The organism is Novipirellula herctigrandis (genome assembly GCA_007859835.1).
Taxonomy (GTDB): Bacteria; Planctomycetota; Planctomycetia; order Pirellulales; family Pirellulaceae; genus Novipirellula_A; species Novipirellula_A herctigrandis.
Map to the genome: position 1 here is coordinate 950453 of SJPJ01000001.1, position 16290 is coordinate 966742.

The 16290-nt window shown below is 52.3% G+C and carries 8 protein-coding genes and 1 pseudogene; 4 read left to right on the forward strand and 5 right to left on the reverse strand.

The annotated features are described in order from the left end of the window. Positions 1-1014: hypothetical protein (locus tag CA13_RS03205; RefSeq protein WP_146403358.1), on the reverse strand; the 1014-nt coding region annotated here is incomplete at its 3' end. A gap of 132 nt (positions 1015-1146) precedes the next feature. Here CA13_RS03205 and CA13_RS03210 point away from each other — a divergent pair. Further along, positions 1147-1278: pseudogene (locus CA13_RS03210) on the forward strand (ISAs1-like element ISRba7 family transposase); the annotation flags it as partial. Between the two features lie 166 nt (positions 1279-1444). Here the strand turns inward: CA13_RS03210 and CA13_RS03215 are convergent. Both CA13_RS03215 and CA13_RS03220 read right to left on the reverse strand, forming a co-directional pair. Next, complete coding sequence (locus tag CA13_RS03215) at positions 1445-3052, reverse strand: BNR repeat-containing protein (protein ID WP_146403360.1); 1608 nt, start codon at positions 3050-3052, stop codon at positions 1445-1447. Between the two features lie 133 nt (positions 3053-3185). Next, on the reverse strand, positions 3186-3884 hold the full coding sequence (locus tag CA13_RS03220; protein ID WP_146394570.1) for a PEP-CTERM sorting domain-containing protein: 699 nt from the start codon (positions 3882-3884) through the stop codon (positions 3186-3188). A gap of 793 nt (positions 3885-4677) precedes the next feature. Here CA13_RS03220 and CA13_RS03225 point away from each other — a divergent pair. Both CA13_RS03225 and CA13_RS03230 read left to right on the forward strand, forming a co-directional pair. Then, entirely contained in the window at positions 4678-7467 is a 2790-nt protein-coding gene (locus CA13_RS03225; protein ID WP_146394571.1) for a leucine-rich repeat domain-containing protein, read from the forward strand. 64 nt (positions 7468-7531) lie between these two features. Then, on the forward strand, positions 7532-9730 hold the full coding sequence (locus CA13_RS03230; RefSeq protein WP_146394572.1) for a hypothetical protein: 2199 nt from the start codon (positions 7532-7534) through the stop codon (positions 9728-9730). Here the strand turns inward: CA13_RS03230 and CA13_RS03235 are convergent. Then, complete coding sequence (locus tag CA13_RS03235) at positions 9709-9897, reverse strand: hypothetical protein (RefSeq protein WP_146394573.1); 189 nt, start codon at positions 9895-9897, stop codon at positions 9709-9711. The genes CA13_RS03230 and CA13_RS03235 overlap by 22 nt on opposite strands. Positions 9898-9984: 87 nt before the next feature. Then, positions 9985-12507 (reverse strand): c-type cytochrome, encoded by a 2523-nt coding sequence (locus tag CA13_RS03240; RefSeq protein WP_419193881.1) that lies wholly within the window; start codon positions 12505-12507, stop codon positions 9985-9987. Positions 12508-12687: 180 nt separating this feature from the next. On the opposite strand from CA13_RS03240, the gene CA13_RS03245 reads away from it, so the two are divergent. Next, the gene (locus CA13_RS03245; RefSeq protein WP_146394574.1) at positions 12688-16218 is read left to right on the forward strand and encodes a PPi-type phosphoenolpyruvate carboxykinase family protein; all 3531 of its coding nucleotides are present in this window, start codon (positions 12688-12690) and stop codon (positions 16216-16218) included. Positions 16219-16290: the final 72 nt, after the last annotated feature.

A 16290-nucleotide genomic window follows, 5' to 3' on the forward strand; every position in this document is an offset into this window, starting at 1 on the left:
AGCCTCACGAGCAAGGCTCTCTGGAGTTCCTGCCGCCCGCTTAAAGACGCGACCAAACTTCTTCACAATGTCGCACCAACCATGAGTGTCGAGTCCAATGCGACTCAAGATAGGAGCCAAGTGGTCGGGTATCTTGCCAACCTTTTCGCGTTGCAACTGCCGGCCCGTCCAATCCAAGAGTTCCAAATAGCGAGACATCGAGACCGACAAGAAACCCTTGGTACTTGCCCGCCGACCTGATGGATCGACACACGGCCCGACCGCATCGTTCTTTTCGTCGATCTCGATCGGACTCATCCAACCGCTCTTCCGCCGACGTCGACTCCGCTCCCAATCATGAGTACTCGGCCGAGTCCGATCTTGTCGCTCGGCCAAGTCATCGATTCGATCTTTTGCACCCGTGTATTCGCTGGTTTCAGGCGTGTCGGCAATCGCCGCACGAATCGGGTTCAAGTCCACATAGGCTGCGCAAGCCAGCAAACTCGCTTCGTCCAACAGAGTTTGCAATTTGAATCGGCCTTCCCAAAAGCGCCCGGTACACTCGTCTTCGCGATTTGCTCGTCGAGCAATGTTCTCCGCCGTACATCGCATCCACCAACTGATGTCACTGAGACGCCGCCGTCGTTCGTCCAACACTTCGGCTTGATTGACGATCATGTCAATTTCCGGCTTCGTCGGTTCCTCGGGCGACCCATCTTTCTTGCGTCGATGAGGAAACAGCCTCAGCCATCGCCTCGCCACCTCTTGATCGGTCCACTGAGCAACCACATCAGGCCGACTGCGCAAAACGAGGTGCAGATGATTGCTGAGCACTGTATAGGTCAGGCAATCGACTGCGAAAATCCCCGCCAGAAACTCCAATCGATCACGAATCCAGCCACGGCGATGCTCATAGGATTGACCGGAAAACGGGTCTTCGCCACACAAGAATGCACGTCTTACACAGCGTTGAACTGCGTGGAACACCTGAACTTCAGCGGGATCAGCGACTTCATAGCGTGGTTTACGTGGCATAACGACCTCCTGGAAAAGACTTGATCAGCGAGAATTCTAGCAAATCCCAAGCAGTAAGGCAATAGAGTTTGGATGGCTCCTTCTTTTTCTCTCCTTCTTTTTCTTTATTCTTTATTCTTTATCTCAATTGAAAACCTGAGCTTCACCAGACGGTTTGTAATTACACTGCTGAAGCAGGACACGTCGAAGTCGAGTTTGAAGAGCAAGCGAAAAGCAGCCGGCTGGAACACCGACTTTCTCGAAAAACTCCTATTCGGAGCGTGATTTTGATGCGATGGCCGTGGGGTAGCGATCGATGTGGCGAAGAACAAAAGAGGAAGTAGAAGAAAAGAGGATCACTGAGCTACACATGCCCTCCATCAACGGCATCCCGAAGGTCAGGGTGGTACGAAGTCCAAATTCGAACGACTACGTTCGTGCTAAAGCCAGGCTACGCGATTCGCCTTCGACGACGAAAGACAACCAGTGATAAACACGAAATACTTAGCACGGCGAAACTACTAGGCTCGGGAACTGCCGTGGCGATCGCGAACTCCAGAACATGCAAATTGGTTCCGGTTCGTCCAGCCAAACTCGTGTCTTGTTGCAGGTAAATCGAAATGATTCCGTCGTCCAGTAGTCTTGTTTGATCCAGAAGCGGTGTGCCAGCCCAATCCCGATGATCTTCTAGCACGATTTTCCAGTCCATATACCCGCTCGACATCATCTTTTCAGCCATGGCAATCGTCAGGATATCGTTTCCGCCAGCGCGAGACACATAAGCCGCGTAGAGATTGTTTTCACCGTCAAATCCGATACTGGGCCGTGAACCGACGGGTCGATCAGTGGGCAACATACTCTCAGTCCACTGACCGGTAACGGGATCGCGATAGTGATGGAAGTAAGCCGAATCGCCTTTGAAGAATAGCCCATCGCCGATTTGCCATTCAAACCCTGGCTCCTGTCGCCGGTGATACATCAGCGCATGGACACCACCGTCGTTATCGACCGCCTGTCCTTGTTGATTGATCAACGCCTGATGCAGATCGAGCGATTCAACAATGATTCCGGGCGAATTGATAGAAATAGTGGCTCCCAAATTTTGCCCTGAGTTATTTTTCCATGTCGCGCCATTGTTATCACTGAAGGCGTAATTGATGTCGTGGTTACTGCCTTGAGAATTCTCACGCCAAGTCCAGGTCATGTGAATCTTTCCATCCGGCCCAACGTCCATCCCATTAAGATAGGCATTGCGATTATTGCTGGTCTCTGGTGTTTGAAATGGGCTGGTGTAGCTTCCGGTTGAACCAGAGATAATTGTTTGGGTTACGTTTGCGCCGTTATTTCCGTTCACATCAACCCAACGGCTGTGGACCGTCGAGCCATCCGAATCGTAACGGGCCAAAACAGTGTCCCCATTGCCACTGCCCCCGGAACGATACGTCAACAACATGTCGTCACCATTCTTGACAAAACGCGGATACGTGACGTCCGTCAGGCCTGTTCCCGAAAAATTCAACGAGTCTCGCTCGGAATTGAAGATGGTAAAGCCGGGATCATTCCAATTAGCAGACGAGGTCGTCGCTTTACCTGCCTGCGAGGACAGGTAACGCATGCCGTGTTTGTGCATGTCGTAGGCCAAGTGAATTCTGCCATCGTTGGAAATCCCCATTGAGATGACGTTGTGGGAGTCCCAACTATTGTCACCGTTTAGCATCTGTTGACCTGTATCAATCGTCTCCCAAGTGTTGCCCGACAAATGTCTTCGTGAGATATAGATGTTTTCCTGAGAGTTATCTCCGGTGCCCGGGCCAGCGTGATACCAAGTTGCAAACTGGTAATCGCCAAACGTGACCAGAGGTTCCGTTCGGTAGGGGGAACCGTTGACATCTCGCCCGAACGACGCCGTGTCGGGATAGACCAGAGCTTGTGTGTCGAGCACCATATCGGCATGAGGCGTCAAGGCAATTTGGGCATACGCTACCCTAGCCTGTGCCAGCAATCCCAATGACATCGTTACAGGAATGGCTACCAACAACATCATCTTGTGCTTCTGCATTTCTTCTTCTCACCGCAAAGAGCCTTGCAATCGCTTATCTGTTTGTAAGCAAACCGCAGTTAAGGCAAGCGATGAAGACTTACCTCACTGCGGTGATCGCTATTGGAAATGAAGATCCGGAAACGGATCCAGATTAAGCAGCTGTTCTTCTGCGGCGAACCAAGCCGTAAATGCCAATCAAGCCGATAATGGCAGCCGACGAAGGCTCTGGTACGGCGATGGCGACAGCGCTTAGGGCCAAATTGTCGAAGTGGCCATGATGACCACCACTACCATCGCCTCCGGTGAAACGAAGACTCAGGTTAACGGTGCTGTTCGCGGCGAGAGTCAAGCCGCCCAAACCCAAGTCGAAGTCTGCGTATGTGGGAGTTGCAGCGCCCGCTGAAGGAATCACGTCCGAAGCAAGTGAAGTCTCGGTCATTCCGTCAACCAAAAACAATTCAAAATTGCGAGCCGCGTTTGGACGGGTCGCGCCAGAATCGAAATGAAAGGTTGTTAGCGATCTGTCAGCGCCACTGGTATCGGTGAAGGCGAAATCAAGGGTGGCTGTCGCAATACCGTTCACCCAGCGAAACGACTCCGAACTATTTGCAGTGCCAGTGCTCGCCGCCGGAGATGCCAAACTACCAAAAGTGCCGTCTGTCGAACCGATGCTGTTGAGTCCGATATTCGTACGGCTAATGATCAGGTCAATACTATCCTGAACAATGTAGGCCGGAGGGTCGCCTGGATTCAAGTTCCGGAAATTGTCGACCGCTAGGACGACCGCAGCCTGTGTGGATTGGGGCATTGCCAATAGGGCAAAGACTCCCAAAAAAACCATCTTCTTCATAGTTAGTCTCTCTTCGTTTAAATAAAAATGCCTCAAAAGATGTTCATTCGCTTTGATTAACCCGCTCTCAAGCTAACTTTTCGCGCAAAAAATCTCCAAAAATGGGTAATTCCCCCTCCCCTGCCCCCATTACCACGGCAAATGAAGCCGTTGATGGTGCTCCGAGTCGGCTCAGTAGAAAGCTCTTTCTGACTGCGATTGGCCAAAACGCTAAGATGGCTCGGATGACCGGCAACAGGAGACGGACCTGTAGCAAGGGGCTCGATCGGATACAGTTCCAAATCAGGCTGCGGAATTTTCACTCGCGATGAACTCAGCACGACGGCGATCCTGCGACCTGGCAGATCATTCTCGCAGCGAACAAATCGGCGCAGTCTTTAGGAAGCGATCAGCGAAGAAAAGGCTTCTGCCACAAATGCCACCTTTTCTCAACCTCGAAATTCTTCAAGCCGTTTTTAGGCGGTAGTCATTTGAATCTTTCGTAGCCAAAACGGCATCGAGATTCAATGTTACTGAGCGATCATTGCTTGCCTGCGTTAGATGCTGCGCGGCCCCCCATGCGGACAGGCACCTCGACGGCATCGCGACGCTACAATCCATCCCGGCTGTGCCCTGGTCTTGAATCGGATACGACACAACAAGTAAAGCGCCCAACCGTATTGGTCCCGCCCCATTTTGATTTGACCTCATTGCGCTAGTACACCAAGCCTCTTAGCCCGCTTGCGCCGATGCATCGACGCGCATTGCATTAGGAATGCTCGCGACTTATGCTACTTACTAGCAGGTATCTCTAATGCGAATCAAAACGGGATTTGAGGGCCACGACATGTCCGAAAGTGTTGAATCAAGCGACTCACTTGTGGAATCAATCGACTTGCCTGGCGCGCAGACTAGCGAACCGGCTTTGCCTGCGCACGTAGTAAAACGTCTCTCTCGTGGCGACGTGTTTTTATTGGCTTGCTTGGCCGTCGCTTGCATAGCGGCCAGCGTTTTCGCGAACTATCCGCTCGAACAAAAAGTTGTCTTTCCGAAACGCTTTGGCACGAAAGTTCAATTCGAAACGGAAAAAGACACCCATCGCCTAGTCAAGAGTGCCGGATACCCACAAACCTACTATCGACTGCGGACGCATTCGGACGACAGCGTATCGACGAGTTTCGACGGTTGGACTCTTCTCAAGAACATTCTCGCCTGTGGGACGCTTACCGTCGTTGTTCTTGCTGGCGCATATTGGAGGCGGGCTCCAGGTAAAACTCGCCAGCTATCCATTCGCGATTTGTTGTTCTTGACATTTCTGGCTGCACTTCCATTGGGCCTTTGGCAAATTTCCGCGAGTCAGAAAGACAAACACATTCAATTGGCGTCGAGGCTGGCGACGCAAGGATATGTTATGGCGGAGGGCCGGATTCCACTAGTGCTTGCCAAACTGTTGCCCGAGAGCGTAACCGGCGTTTCAGTGCGAATATACCAAGTACACCTCAATAAACCATCGGATTCGATCGTTGAGGAAGCTCTTGCGATCCAGAATCTGGAGTGCTTGCGTTTGGGCGGCGACACGTACTCGTTGGAACAACTTCAGCGGATGCGCACGATGCCGCAGTTGATGGACATTCGAATTGGAGGCCGCATGATCGACGATCAGCTGCTCCACACGATTGCTTCGATGCCTCAAGTTCGCGAACTTAGTTTCATACGAACGAATATCGACACCGCAGGGCTTGAACTGCTAGGCGACCTGCCAAACTTAATTTGTCTTAGCCTTGCCGATACCCTGGTTCGTATGGAGGACCTGGCGCCGACTTATCCATGGTCCGCAAATCTATTTTCGCTCGAGCTACCGCGTCCTCGACCAGGCAACTCAGACTCACTTGCGCTTACCGACTGGCCTCACCTGCGAGAGCTAACCATTCGGTCATGCTCCCATTTGATGAACGATAGCCCAGTCAAATTGGAACTGCAAAATCTTCCCGAACTCCAACACCTGACACTCGATTCAATGCAAGCCTTCGAGTTGTCAATCGTCAACGCACCCGAACTCACACACCTGTGTCATGACAATATCTATTTCCGATCACGGGTATCCCGATTCCAGACCGGGCCTGAAGCCGCATGGCTGACGAAGTTGCACATCGACAATGCGCCCAAACTTGTCGAAGCGCGTGCGTACGGTCCCACGCTCGAGGAAGTCTACTACCGAGGAACGCCTCAGCTTGCATTTCGAGCAGACAGAAACCAATGCTACTTTTCTGGAGTCATCAATGAAATCGAAGTCAAATCGCCTGACGTCGTGCAGAAGTGGGTAAACGGTCTCGGAAAAAGTGAGGGGCCTTCCGAAGTCGATCTACAGGAATTGCCGCTACGCGATGTTGACCTTTCTCCATTGAAAGGGAACTCGTTGATCAAGAGTCTGGATCTCACGGGCTCCTCGATGTCCGATGCGACCATGGAGTCAATTTTCGACCTCGCAGCGTTGAAGCAACTCAGGCTGGGCAGAGGTCAGTTTGATAAAGACGTCCTTGGCGATCTCTCACAAAAGCTACCTGAATTAGAGCATCTCTCTACTGGTCGCTTGGCAGACTACCAACTGACCCTCCATGATCATGAGCATTTACGTGAACTGCGTAACAATGCTCCCCATCTCACTGAGTACACTTTCGCGGTTCCCGAAGATACTTGGGTTTGCCGCAACGTCGATCTCAGCAATCTCAAACTGCTTGAGGGCACCTTGAAGTTCATGCATCCGCTGCAAAGTCTGAACGTCAGGAATCTCCCCAAGCTGACTGAATTAATCGCGATGCGGACGGTTTTCAACGCTACGCTTGAAGGCTTGTCTGGATTACAGACGATAGGTGTCGGCGGCCCCTCGATCACGGATGAAGACGTGCGGTGGATCGATCAATGCACGACGCTAACTCACGTTGCGCTGCCCTACACGAGCTTGACCGATGTAGGATTGAAGCCGCTGGCGAAGTCCGAGTCGTTGGTGCACCTGAGCATCCCTGGCACGAAAGTCACGGATAAAGTGATCACAACATTGAATCCCAGCCACCTGATGCGTGTCAATCTACGTGATACGAACGTCACCGCAGCCAGTATTCGGCACATTCTGCAGTCCCCTGAATTGGAAACGTTCGTATTTAGCGCCGCTGGTTTGACCGCAGACGACCTCTCGACACGGATCAAGAGCAGGAGTCTCGCGATTCTTAGCATCCCCCATGTCAAGCTAACGCCTGCACAATTATCCGCTCTGTTGAAAAAAACGCCGCACATCATCGAGTTGGATTTTATCGGAGTCGATATCGACTTAGAAATGGCCGACACAATCCTGAAGGCAGCAAATTTGAAGCGTCTAAGGGTCTCTGACGGAAAGATCGACGGAATCGGTGTATTGAAGCTTGCGAAACATTTTCCCAAACTGCGATTCGATTTTGAGCTTGCCGAGGTGCCATCGCAAATTTACGTAAAACTGGCCAGCGAGATGCGACTACTGACACTGGAACGCCGCCAGGAACCGGATGCAATTAATGAAAATCCATTGGTGGATGAAGATGCCCTACGGCTCCACTTCCTTTCCGATTCCTAGAACGTATTTCCAAAAAGGTCAGCCCCTCTTCGGAACGAATCTTGAACTCCAATAAGTGAATCCTATGACCAGTACTCGTCGCATACGAACGATTTTCCCGCTGTTGCCATCGGCGATGATACTAGTCGGCCTTGTCAGTTGCCTTTCACTTGGATGTGACACGGCTCAGCCGCTGTCTTTCGACACGCACTGGTCGGAGAACCAGGATTTATCGAATATCGAGACCGATTTCAACTGGCCCGTGAAAAAAGATTATTTATCGCTCTCGCGTCCTTTGCCTTTTGCGTTTATCCAACAAATGGATCCGCAACAAATCAAGTGGCCAAAGGGAGACCCCAATGCAAAATTGGACTTCGAGCCGTTTGCACCGGGACTCCGGCGCCACTTGCGAGATAGCTTCGCCGAAGGAGAACACTCGCTGCCGATATTAATGCGTGTGCCCTCCGAAAACTTGCCGGGGAAATTTGCCTTTGCGATATCACGCTCGGGTTCCGGCTTGATCACCGTCTCGGACCAACTGAGGATCTGGGACATTAACAGCGGCACGATGCGAGGTGAACCCAAGCCATTGCCATCGGCGGACGTCACGGCAGTGATGTTGGACCAAAACGAAAGGCATGTCATCGTCGCGGATGACGAGAAACTTTACCGGTTGTCCCTACCCAATGGTGACGTCGTCAATTCAATCGCGAGGCCGAAGGGAGAAATCCGACAGTGGCTACGTGCATCCGGGAGCAATGTGATATGTGCACTTACAGACACAGGGGCTTTGTTCGTTTGCAACGATGGTCTTTCTCAACTGGAACTGTATCCGCAGCGTCTGAGCGGCGAATCGCCAAAAATCGCGATCAACTTTACTGGCACCGAACTTCTGATTGCCGCACCACCGACACTCTGTACCGTTCCGCTGAACGGGCTTCAATTCGAAAAGACATTCACGATCCTTGATACACTTACCCGCGACTTCCTCATTTGCAATGATCGCAATAAGAACTATTTGTTCAGCAATCCATTCTTTTACCAGGCGAATACGGTGACAGAATGTAGAGAGTCGTTTGGTGGGAGGGGTTCCGATATACAAAAAACAAAGAACTTCACCGCATCCGGATTCTTCTGGAATCCACTCGACGTAGCGATGCCCGTTGACAAGCAGGCCAGTTGGCCGGCGATCATCGTTCTGAGTCAGCGGCAAACCAAGCAAAAACAGACCCAATATGTGCTCTCCGAAGTGCTGCCACGAGTACGAGGAATGAGTTCCGCTGCGGTGCTTTCTGAGTGCAATTCTCCCAGTGCGATTCAGCTGAGCGACCAGGGGCTTCGTGTTGCAGTCTACGATTCAGGTTCCGTTCGCGTCTACAGCCGCGATGAGCGTCGCTTTCGTGACGCGGAACTCCTGAGAGAAATTGGCCAACATCTGGTTCGACACGGAACGATCGAACAAATCGAAGCTCTCACAGACTACCTTTCGCGCCAAGGACAATCGCATTTTGGCCTGAGTCCTAACGAATTGTACGCGCAATTCATCGATGACGCCGGTCGTGCTTGGGCTGAGCTGGAAAAGTATCAACCGAACGAGGTGGAGAGGATAAGGAGGCTTGACGATTGGTATCGCAAAGGCAGTGAAGCCGCATTGCTGCTTAGCGCACAACGACGCATCCGTGCCGGATATGTTGATTATATTAATAAGGAACAGCACATGGCAGCCGCGCAAGAGGATCTCGCTCCTTTGAATGCTGCGGAGACACCGCACACGCTGGCCAATCACCTTTACACGCTGGCTGCACTCAAAGCTGTGAAATTGGATTCCATGGAACAGAATGTTCGAATGTCGCTTGAATCGGATGCTTCGTTTTTTCCAACACTCTACAGCGTCGCTTTTCTAGTGAAGCCGAATTGGATTCAAACCAAAGAGGACTATCCGTTGTACTCAAGTTCAATCGCTGATTTACATGGAGATCAGGGCGATGCAACGTATGCCAAGCTAATCGCTTCCGTGGCAACTCCCATCGCAGTCAAGCTGATGCCCAAATTCCCCTTCGATACCGAACGCCTGTTTCGCGGCACACATGACCTGATCGAGAGCAACCAAGCCAGCGCCGACTTCCTGTTTGGTCTTGGTTGTATTGCAGCAGCCTATCAGAACCGCGATGTTGCTACGGACGTTGCGATGCACATCAAACGACAGATCGGGTTCGTGCCGATCAAATCCGATAAACCATGCGACCTCCAAGACTTCATCATTTATGTGAACAACGAGAAATAGAACATGGCGGCGGAAATCGCGGCCGATGGCGGTCGGTCATGGAGCGGACGATTCAGAGCGATCGCTTGTACGTGATGGATAGCGGCTGCGCCAAATCCACGCTGTTTCACAAGGTGGTCGATGCCGATTGCCGTTATGCTTGCCGCAGACAATCCAATAAGTCTCATGGACGCCCCAACACACCGTGCGTCTGATTTGCGTGAAGTGCAGTCCACACACAAATCGATTCGTGGGTCAGCGGCATTTTTGAATCATCAAATCTTTCCGCCACTTCGCAAATAGGCCACCAAGTCGGCGATCTCTTCCCTGGTGAACGTATCGAGCAATCCCTGTGGCATCATACTGTTCCTTGCCGGCTTCGCCTGTTCAATCGTCCTCCGATCGACACTGGTTTGGCTAGCAGGATCAAGCATGTTGGTCATCACCCGCAACTTGTCACCACTCAGATTGACCACTCGCCCGACGACGACTCGACCATCGTCGGTCAAAAACTGAGTGGCACCGTATTGGTCGCTGATTTCCTTGCTCGGTTCGATCATCGCGACCAATAAATCGTGTGGTGTAAATCGTCCGCCCGCGCCCGTTAAATCGGGCCCCAGGATGCCTCCCTCGTAACCCATTCGGTGACACTTGAAACATTGTGCCTCGGCAAAAACCGATTTCCCACGCTGCAAATCGATCGTGCTCGGATTGGCAACAACATCCTCCAACTCATCAACCGTCCATTCTTTCACCAGCGGTCTTGGTGCCGAAACCTCGGCCGCCTCGTCCGATGATGGCGGATCAATCACGTCCGCCAACTTGGTCTTGATTTGCTCGGGCACATTCCCCAAGGCCGCCGTTTTGATGTTCTCGATAAATCCGCCGAACGAGGCACCGCCGCGAGCGGATTGAATATCACGGAACCAAGAAAAATAGCGTTCGAAAAGTGATTCGCTCCATCCTTGCTTCGACTCACGCAACACAAACGCATAGTGAATTTGACTCTGTTGGCTTGGCGATTGTTCCATCTGAGTGACCACCCGACCAACGATCTCGGGCGCGTTGAGGTAAACCAATAGCGCCGCCAATTCCCGATCAATCTGTTTATCTCCACTGGGAAATCGCGAATTCAATTTATCAAGAATCGGCATCGCCTCGTCCGAGGCGATGCCGCCCAACCGAATTGCAACGAGCGAATACGCTCTTAACATGTCCGTTCGCTGATGGATCGAAAGTCCGTCCCAATCAATCTGGTTCAACGCGGCGAGTGCCGCAGGCTTATCCGCTTCGGTTCCATGCCGCGCCAGTGCGACGACGACAAGAATCCTTGCTTGCTTGTCCTCAAGTTTTAGAACTTGGTGGCGCAACACATCCACACCACGAAGCTCCAACGCGGTCCGAGACGCAAACCGAATGGCACGGTCTTCGTGCCCAAGGTTCTCAATCGCCAAGTCGACCGTCGAAGCGATTGGCGAAACATGCGTCGCTTCGATCGTGTTGCGAAGATCGCGTAACGATGCCGACGCAGTCCCTTGCTCTAGCGCAACGTCCGGTTCAACGGATTCGTCGCCAACATAGCGAATCCGGTAAAGTCCACTCTGAGTCCCTCTTCCGCCAACAGTGAAATAGAGCATTCCATCGGGATGAACCACCAAATCCGTCGCCGGCAAGGGAGCTGCGGTAGCAAACGTCTCGTACGATCCAGTGTAGGAACTGCCGCTAGGCTCTAAGTGCACGGCATACAGATTGCCGTAACTCCAATCCGCAACGAACAATGCGCGTTGATATTTTGGTGGGAACTTGGCACCGTAGCCAAAGCAAATTCCGGTCGGCGAACCGGGACCAATATTGACTGCGGCACCGAACGAGTCGGGGTAATAGTCAGGCCATTTCCCGGTTCCGTTTCGCCATCCGAATTCCGCACCACTGATGACATGATTGATTCGTGTTGGACGATACCATGGCGTACCGATGTCCCATTCCATATCGGCATCGTAAGAAAACAACTCGCCATGGTGATTGAAAGCGATGTCATATTCGTTGCGAAAACCGGTCGCAATCAATTCAAGATCGCTGCCGTCCGGCTTGACCGAGGCGACGAAACCGCCGGGAGCCATCCGATTGGCATTGTGGCCACGAGCATCGGGCATTCGGCCGAGCAAATGATCTTCGCCCCATACCCGGGGAACTCGGCTCCGCGTGATGGCGGCGGGTAGCGGCGTGTTATTGCCGGCACACATTAGTATTCGCTCGCCATCAGGAGACAGAATCAATGCGTGTGGTCCATGCTCGCTTCCCCCATCAAGCGGAACGAGATGCTCTTTCTTATCATATTGGTCGTCGCCGGTGGTATCGGTTAATCGCCAAAGCCCACACGCGTTCGTGTTGGAATCCTCCGTCCGTATATTGACGTTGGCATACAGTGACCCGAACGCACATAGCAAACCTTGGGCACCGACCAAATCGACCTGCATTTTTTCGACGACCTGCTTCGAAGCTGCCCCCTCCGCCCCGGAAACATCCACCCGAAACAGACCACCGTATTGATCACACGCCAATAACCGGCCCTTGGGATCAACGGTCAAACTGACCCATGATCCTTGGGTTTTGCTGGGAACGTCGTAGACCAATTCAGCCTGAAATCCGTCCACCGTTGCGAACATGTCCGCCGGCGTTGCATGATAGCGCTGGGCATAGGACTCGGAACAAGCGAAAAGGAAAGAGCAAGCGAAAAGGAAAACGAACAAAAGGATCGAAACCATTCGTACCAGCTTTTTTAGACCGCGAATTCGCATCAGGACATTTTTCCAAGAGGACAGAATCTTTTGAGGGAGAATGTCCCACAGTATAGCCTTTCAGCGGGATAGATACCTGTCCCATTACAAAAGTGACTTGGATCGTTAGTATGTTCGCGTTAGCATCCTAGTGTTGATCCAGCAGTCTCTTCTCAAAACCTTTTCAATTTCAAGCGAAACATGCCACAGACCGCCAACTCCGAATTACAGCGAGCCTTAGGTTGGGATCGCGAATTTGCCAACGCCCCCACTCGACGTGAACAGCTTCACGACTACATCGCTTTGCAATTGGCGTCCGCCGGGTTGTTACCGCCGGACAGTCAACAAGAACAATCGATGACGGCTTTTTCGGCTGGGATTCTCGAAAGTTTGCGAACCAAGAATCGACTGTTGGCGGAATACCGTGCCCCGGTCGATTCGCGGATCGAAAAGTTCCTCAATCGGTACTTTCAAGACGTTATCGACGGCGAGCTCCTGCGTTTGCCCGGTCGCACATTGACCTTGGACCGACACGGCATGGGACGTGAACTGAGCCTGCCAGCGGACGGACACGAATTCAGCAACCCGTTGGTCAATTCCTACCGATGCCTCAACGGCGTTCTGCATAACCCTCGAGCGGACCGCCGGACGACGGCCGGGACGTTTCATGTCGTTTCAGGCGGTCTTCCGATTCCGGCTGACAAACGGGTTGTGCCCAAGCATGTGTTCGCGAATCTATTTCGTGCTGCCATGTCGCCGCCCGAGGAGATGACCCTTTTGCCCTACACATCGACTTCGGCGAACCCATCCCATACTTGGGTATCGCTGTTACTTCGGCCCTTGGTTTGCCCCGCAGTTGAACCGTACTGTGAAGCCAAGACAATGGAAACAAGGTTCTTTGCCCCCGGTTCTCTCGTCAGCAACCTTGACTTTGTTGAATCGATCTTCGGTAATGCTGGGGATCCACTCACGCCGCGAAATGACGCGGGACTAGACGTACACGGATGGAGCGGCCACACCGGGTGCGTGATCTTGGCACCCCATTTAATCACGCTGACCAAAAAGGAATTGGGGCTTCCGCATTGGGATGATGCAAACGAGCGTCAACGGCGCCATTCGATGTGCTGGAAAGACAAATCCGAAAAATACAACGATGGCGGTGCTTTCAAGTTGACGTGTCGCGATGCATCGGGAGTTGTCGTAACCTTGATTGCCGACAACTATTTCGGCTATTGCAAGAAGGAAGTCAAAACTCAAATCAGCTACGCAACCAATTTGATGGGAGGCTGCGAAGAAGAGCACGCAGGAGGCGCCGTTGCGTTCGCTTCCTATTCGCTCGGCGAGGAATTCCAAGTCGACAGCCGCCGTTACAACGGGCGAACGTTCGCGGATGTTGCCAAGGATTACGCCTCGTTTATCGATGTTAAACCCGAAGGCTACGGGATCGACAAAACCGATCCGGATGTGATCTACATTCCGGAAACGGCCAACGCCACGCTGTTCGAGCGTTGCATTCATTGGACCAAGGACGGGAAGGACCAACGCATTCCCTTATCGCCCGAAAAGGTCTACATCGCGCCGAGTGGCTACAAAATTCGTCTTGAAAAACACCCCGCGGCGCCTTCGTGGCGTCTTATCGGTTCGGTAGGTGAAGGTATTTTTTGTCACAAACCGTGCACCGTCAGCGGCGGCGGAAAGAGTGAAATCAGCAAGAGTCTTCGCGACTACATGCTCTACGGTCCGATTTTTGTGAAGGATCGTGAAGAAGATTTCAAGGAACTCGAAGCGATCTTTTCCCGTTCTTACCATGACCGTTGGTCCAAGAAATATACAGGGCGGACCGACTACACCGAAAAGCCAAGTCGTAAAGTGCTTGACCATACTCGTAGCCTCGGTAGCGTGATCCAGCTTCTGACACCATCGCCCGATTTCAATGAAGACTACAACAAATGGCTTCGCACCATTCCCGACCATGTCTATGCGTTGGCGCTAATCATTAAACGATTCATGCACCCGGGGATGGAAGATCACTGGCAAGACTTCTTTGGCGTCGATATCGTCAACGGTTCGCCTGGACATGAACTGAAAATGGACGAACGATCTTTGGTCGGAACCTACCTGCGGGTCGGACTTGATGAAAATCGATGGCGTACTTTCAAACTACGTCAAGATTTCATCGCTGCCGACAAGGTTCAGCGTGAAGATGACATCAGTAGTTCGGTAGTCGTCCCTCGCATCGCAGCAGGCGAAGTTGGCGACGGCGTGATGCCAGCGGACAGCTACAAGTTCGTCCAAAATTGCGAATACCGATTATTCCAACGTCCCGACGACGCCGTCCATCGGGGACTCGACAAGCAAACGGAATGGGATTTATCGCGACCGGGCAACTTCATCAGTAACTTTGAACCGTTATCGACCGACCAAGCCCGTGGAATCGTCGACGACGCGATTGAATTTGACAAGTTCACTGGCCCCATGGCCGAACTTCTACAAAAAGCAGCGGCGAAACCGGAGGGCTATGTGGTTTCCACTGCCGACCCACGAATCGTTGACGGTGTACGAACCAAGAATCCTCGTTACTTGCAAGATCGGCCTGATATGGTCCGGTCCCAAGACACCTACGTCGCGATGCGCGGCATGCAATTGCATCGCAGTTTGCCTGCCGATGCACCGATTCACGTACCCGTTGGCGCCGTCTTATGCGGTCGCCGAAACAATCCGCCGGATCCGGTGGCAGGTTTCCGATCGCTGGCGGTCTATTCGCCACTGCATTACCAAGATTTACCTGAATTGTTGATGGACTTCGTATGTTCGTTAACCGGCAAGAGCCCCAGCACGACAGGTGCGGGCAGCGAAGGCGCGTTGACCAAAGGTCCATTCAATGCACTGATGCCATCGATCGATTTGAACTCCGTGGTTACCTCGATGATTTTGACGGGACTCGGCGGATTCAGCACGGCTGCGGGGTATGTTGGGCCACGGTTTGAGGTTGGACACGACATTTCCTTGTTAGTCCCCGAAGTATGGTGCCGGCTTGGGCCTAACGAACGCGACCCACAGCATATGATCCAAGCAAAGATGCTCGAAAAGTTGGAAGATTTTGAAGTGGACGGAGTCAACGTACCTGCCAGCCGGTTAGGCTACCGAATCACACGCAAATTTGTTCGCACTTATCTAGCACGTGTGTTTGACAATCCAGCCAAGGTCTTCTCCGAGGAAATCTTGAAACCGGAACTGCAGGACCACGATTCGTATGTTGATGGAATTCGCTACATTGCCGAAGCGCAAGAGCGTGTAGCGAAGACGTATTTCGAAGATGGCGGTTTCGAGCTGGCGTGTCCGCCGCTACAAGCAATCTTGAGCATCATGGCGTATGGCGACTTCGAAGGCAAAACAATCGACGATCCGTCGATTCGCGAAATGTTCACGCGAGATTCGCTGCTAGCCAGTGATTGGTACGCCCGTCGGCTACAAGAAAAACGAGATCGCGATGTGGCGCATTGGAAGGAGTTTGAACAACGGATCGAAAAGAGCTTGGCGGATTCTGCAAGTGCCGACATTTTGTGTGAGCTGAAATTGCAGGAACGTCTAGCATTCGTCAAAGAAATGCGTGCACGAGTGGAGTCCCCCAATTACGTCAAAGAGTTGGTCGGAACGACCGGGTGCGATCCGATGCGTCCAAGCATGAAAGACAAAGCGATGCTAGGCCGATTGGCTAGTTCATCAAAATAGCACGCGTTGGAGCTCAACCGGTGGGGTGCCTCAAGTGCCCCCAATTTGGTGCGTGGCAACTTCGAAACAGAA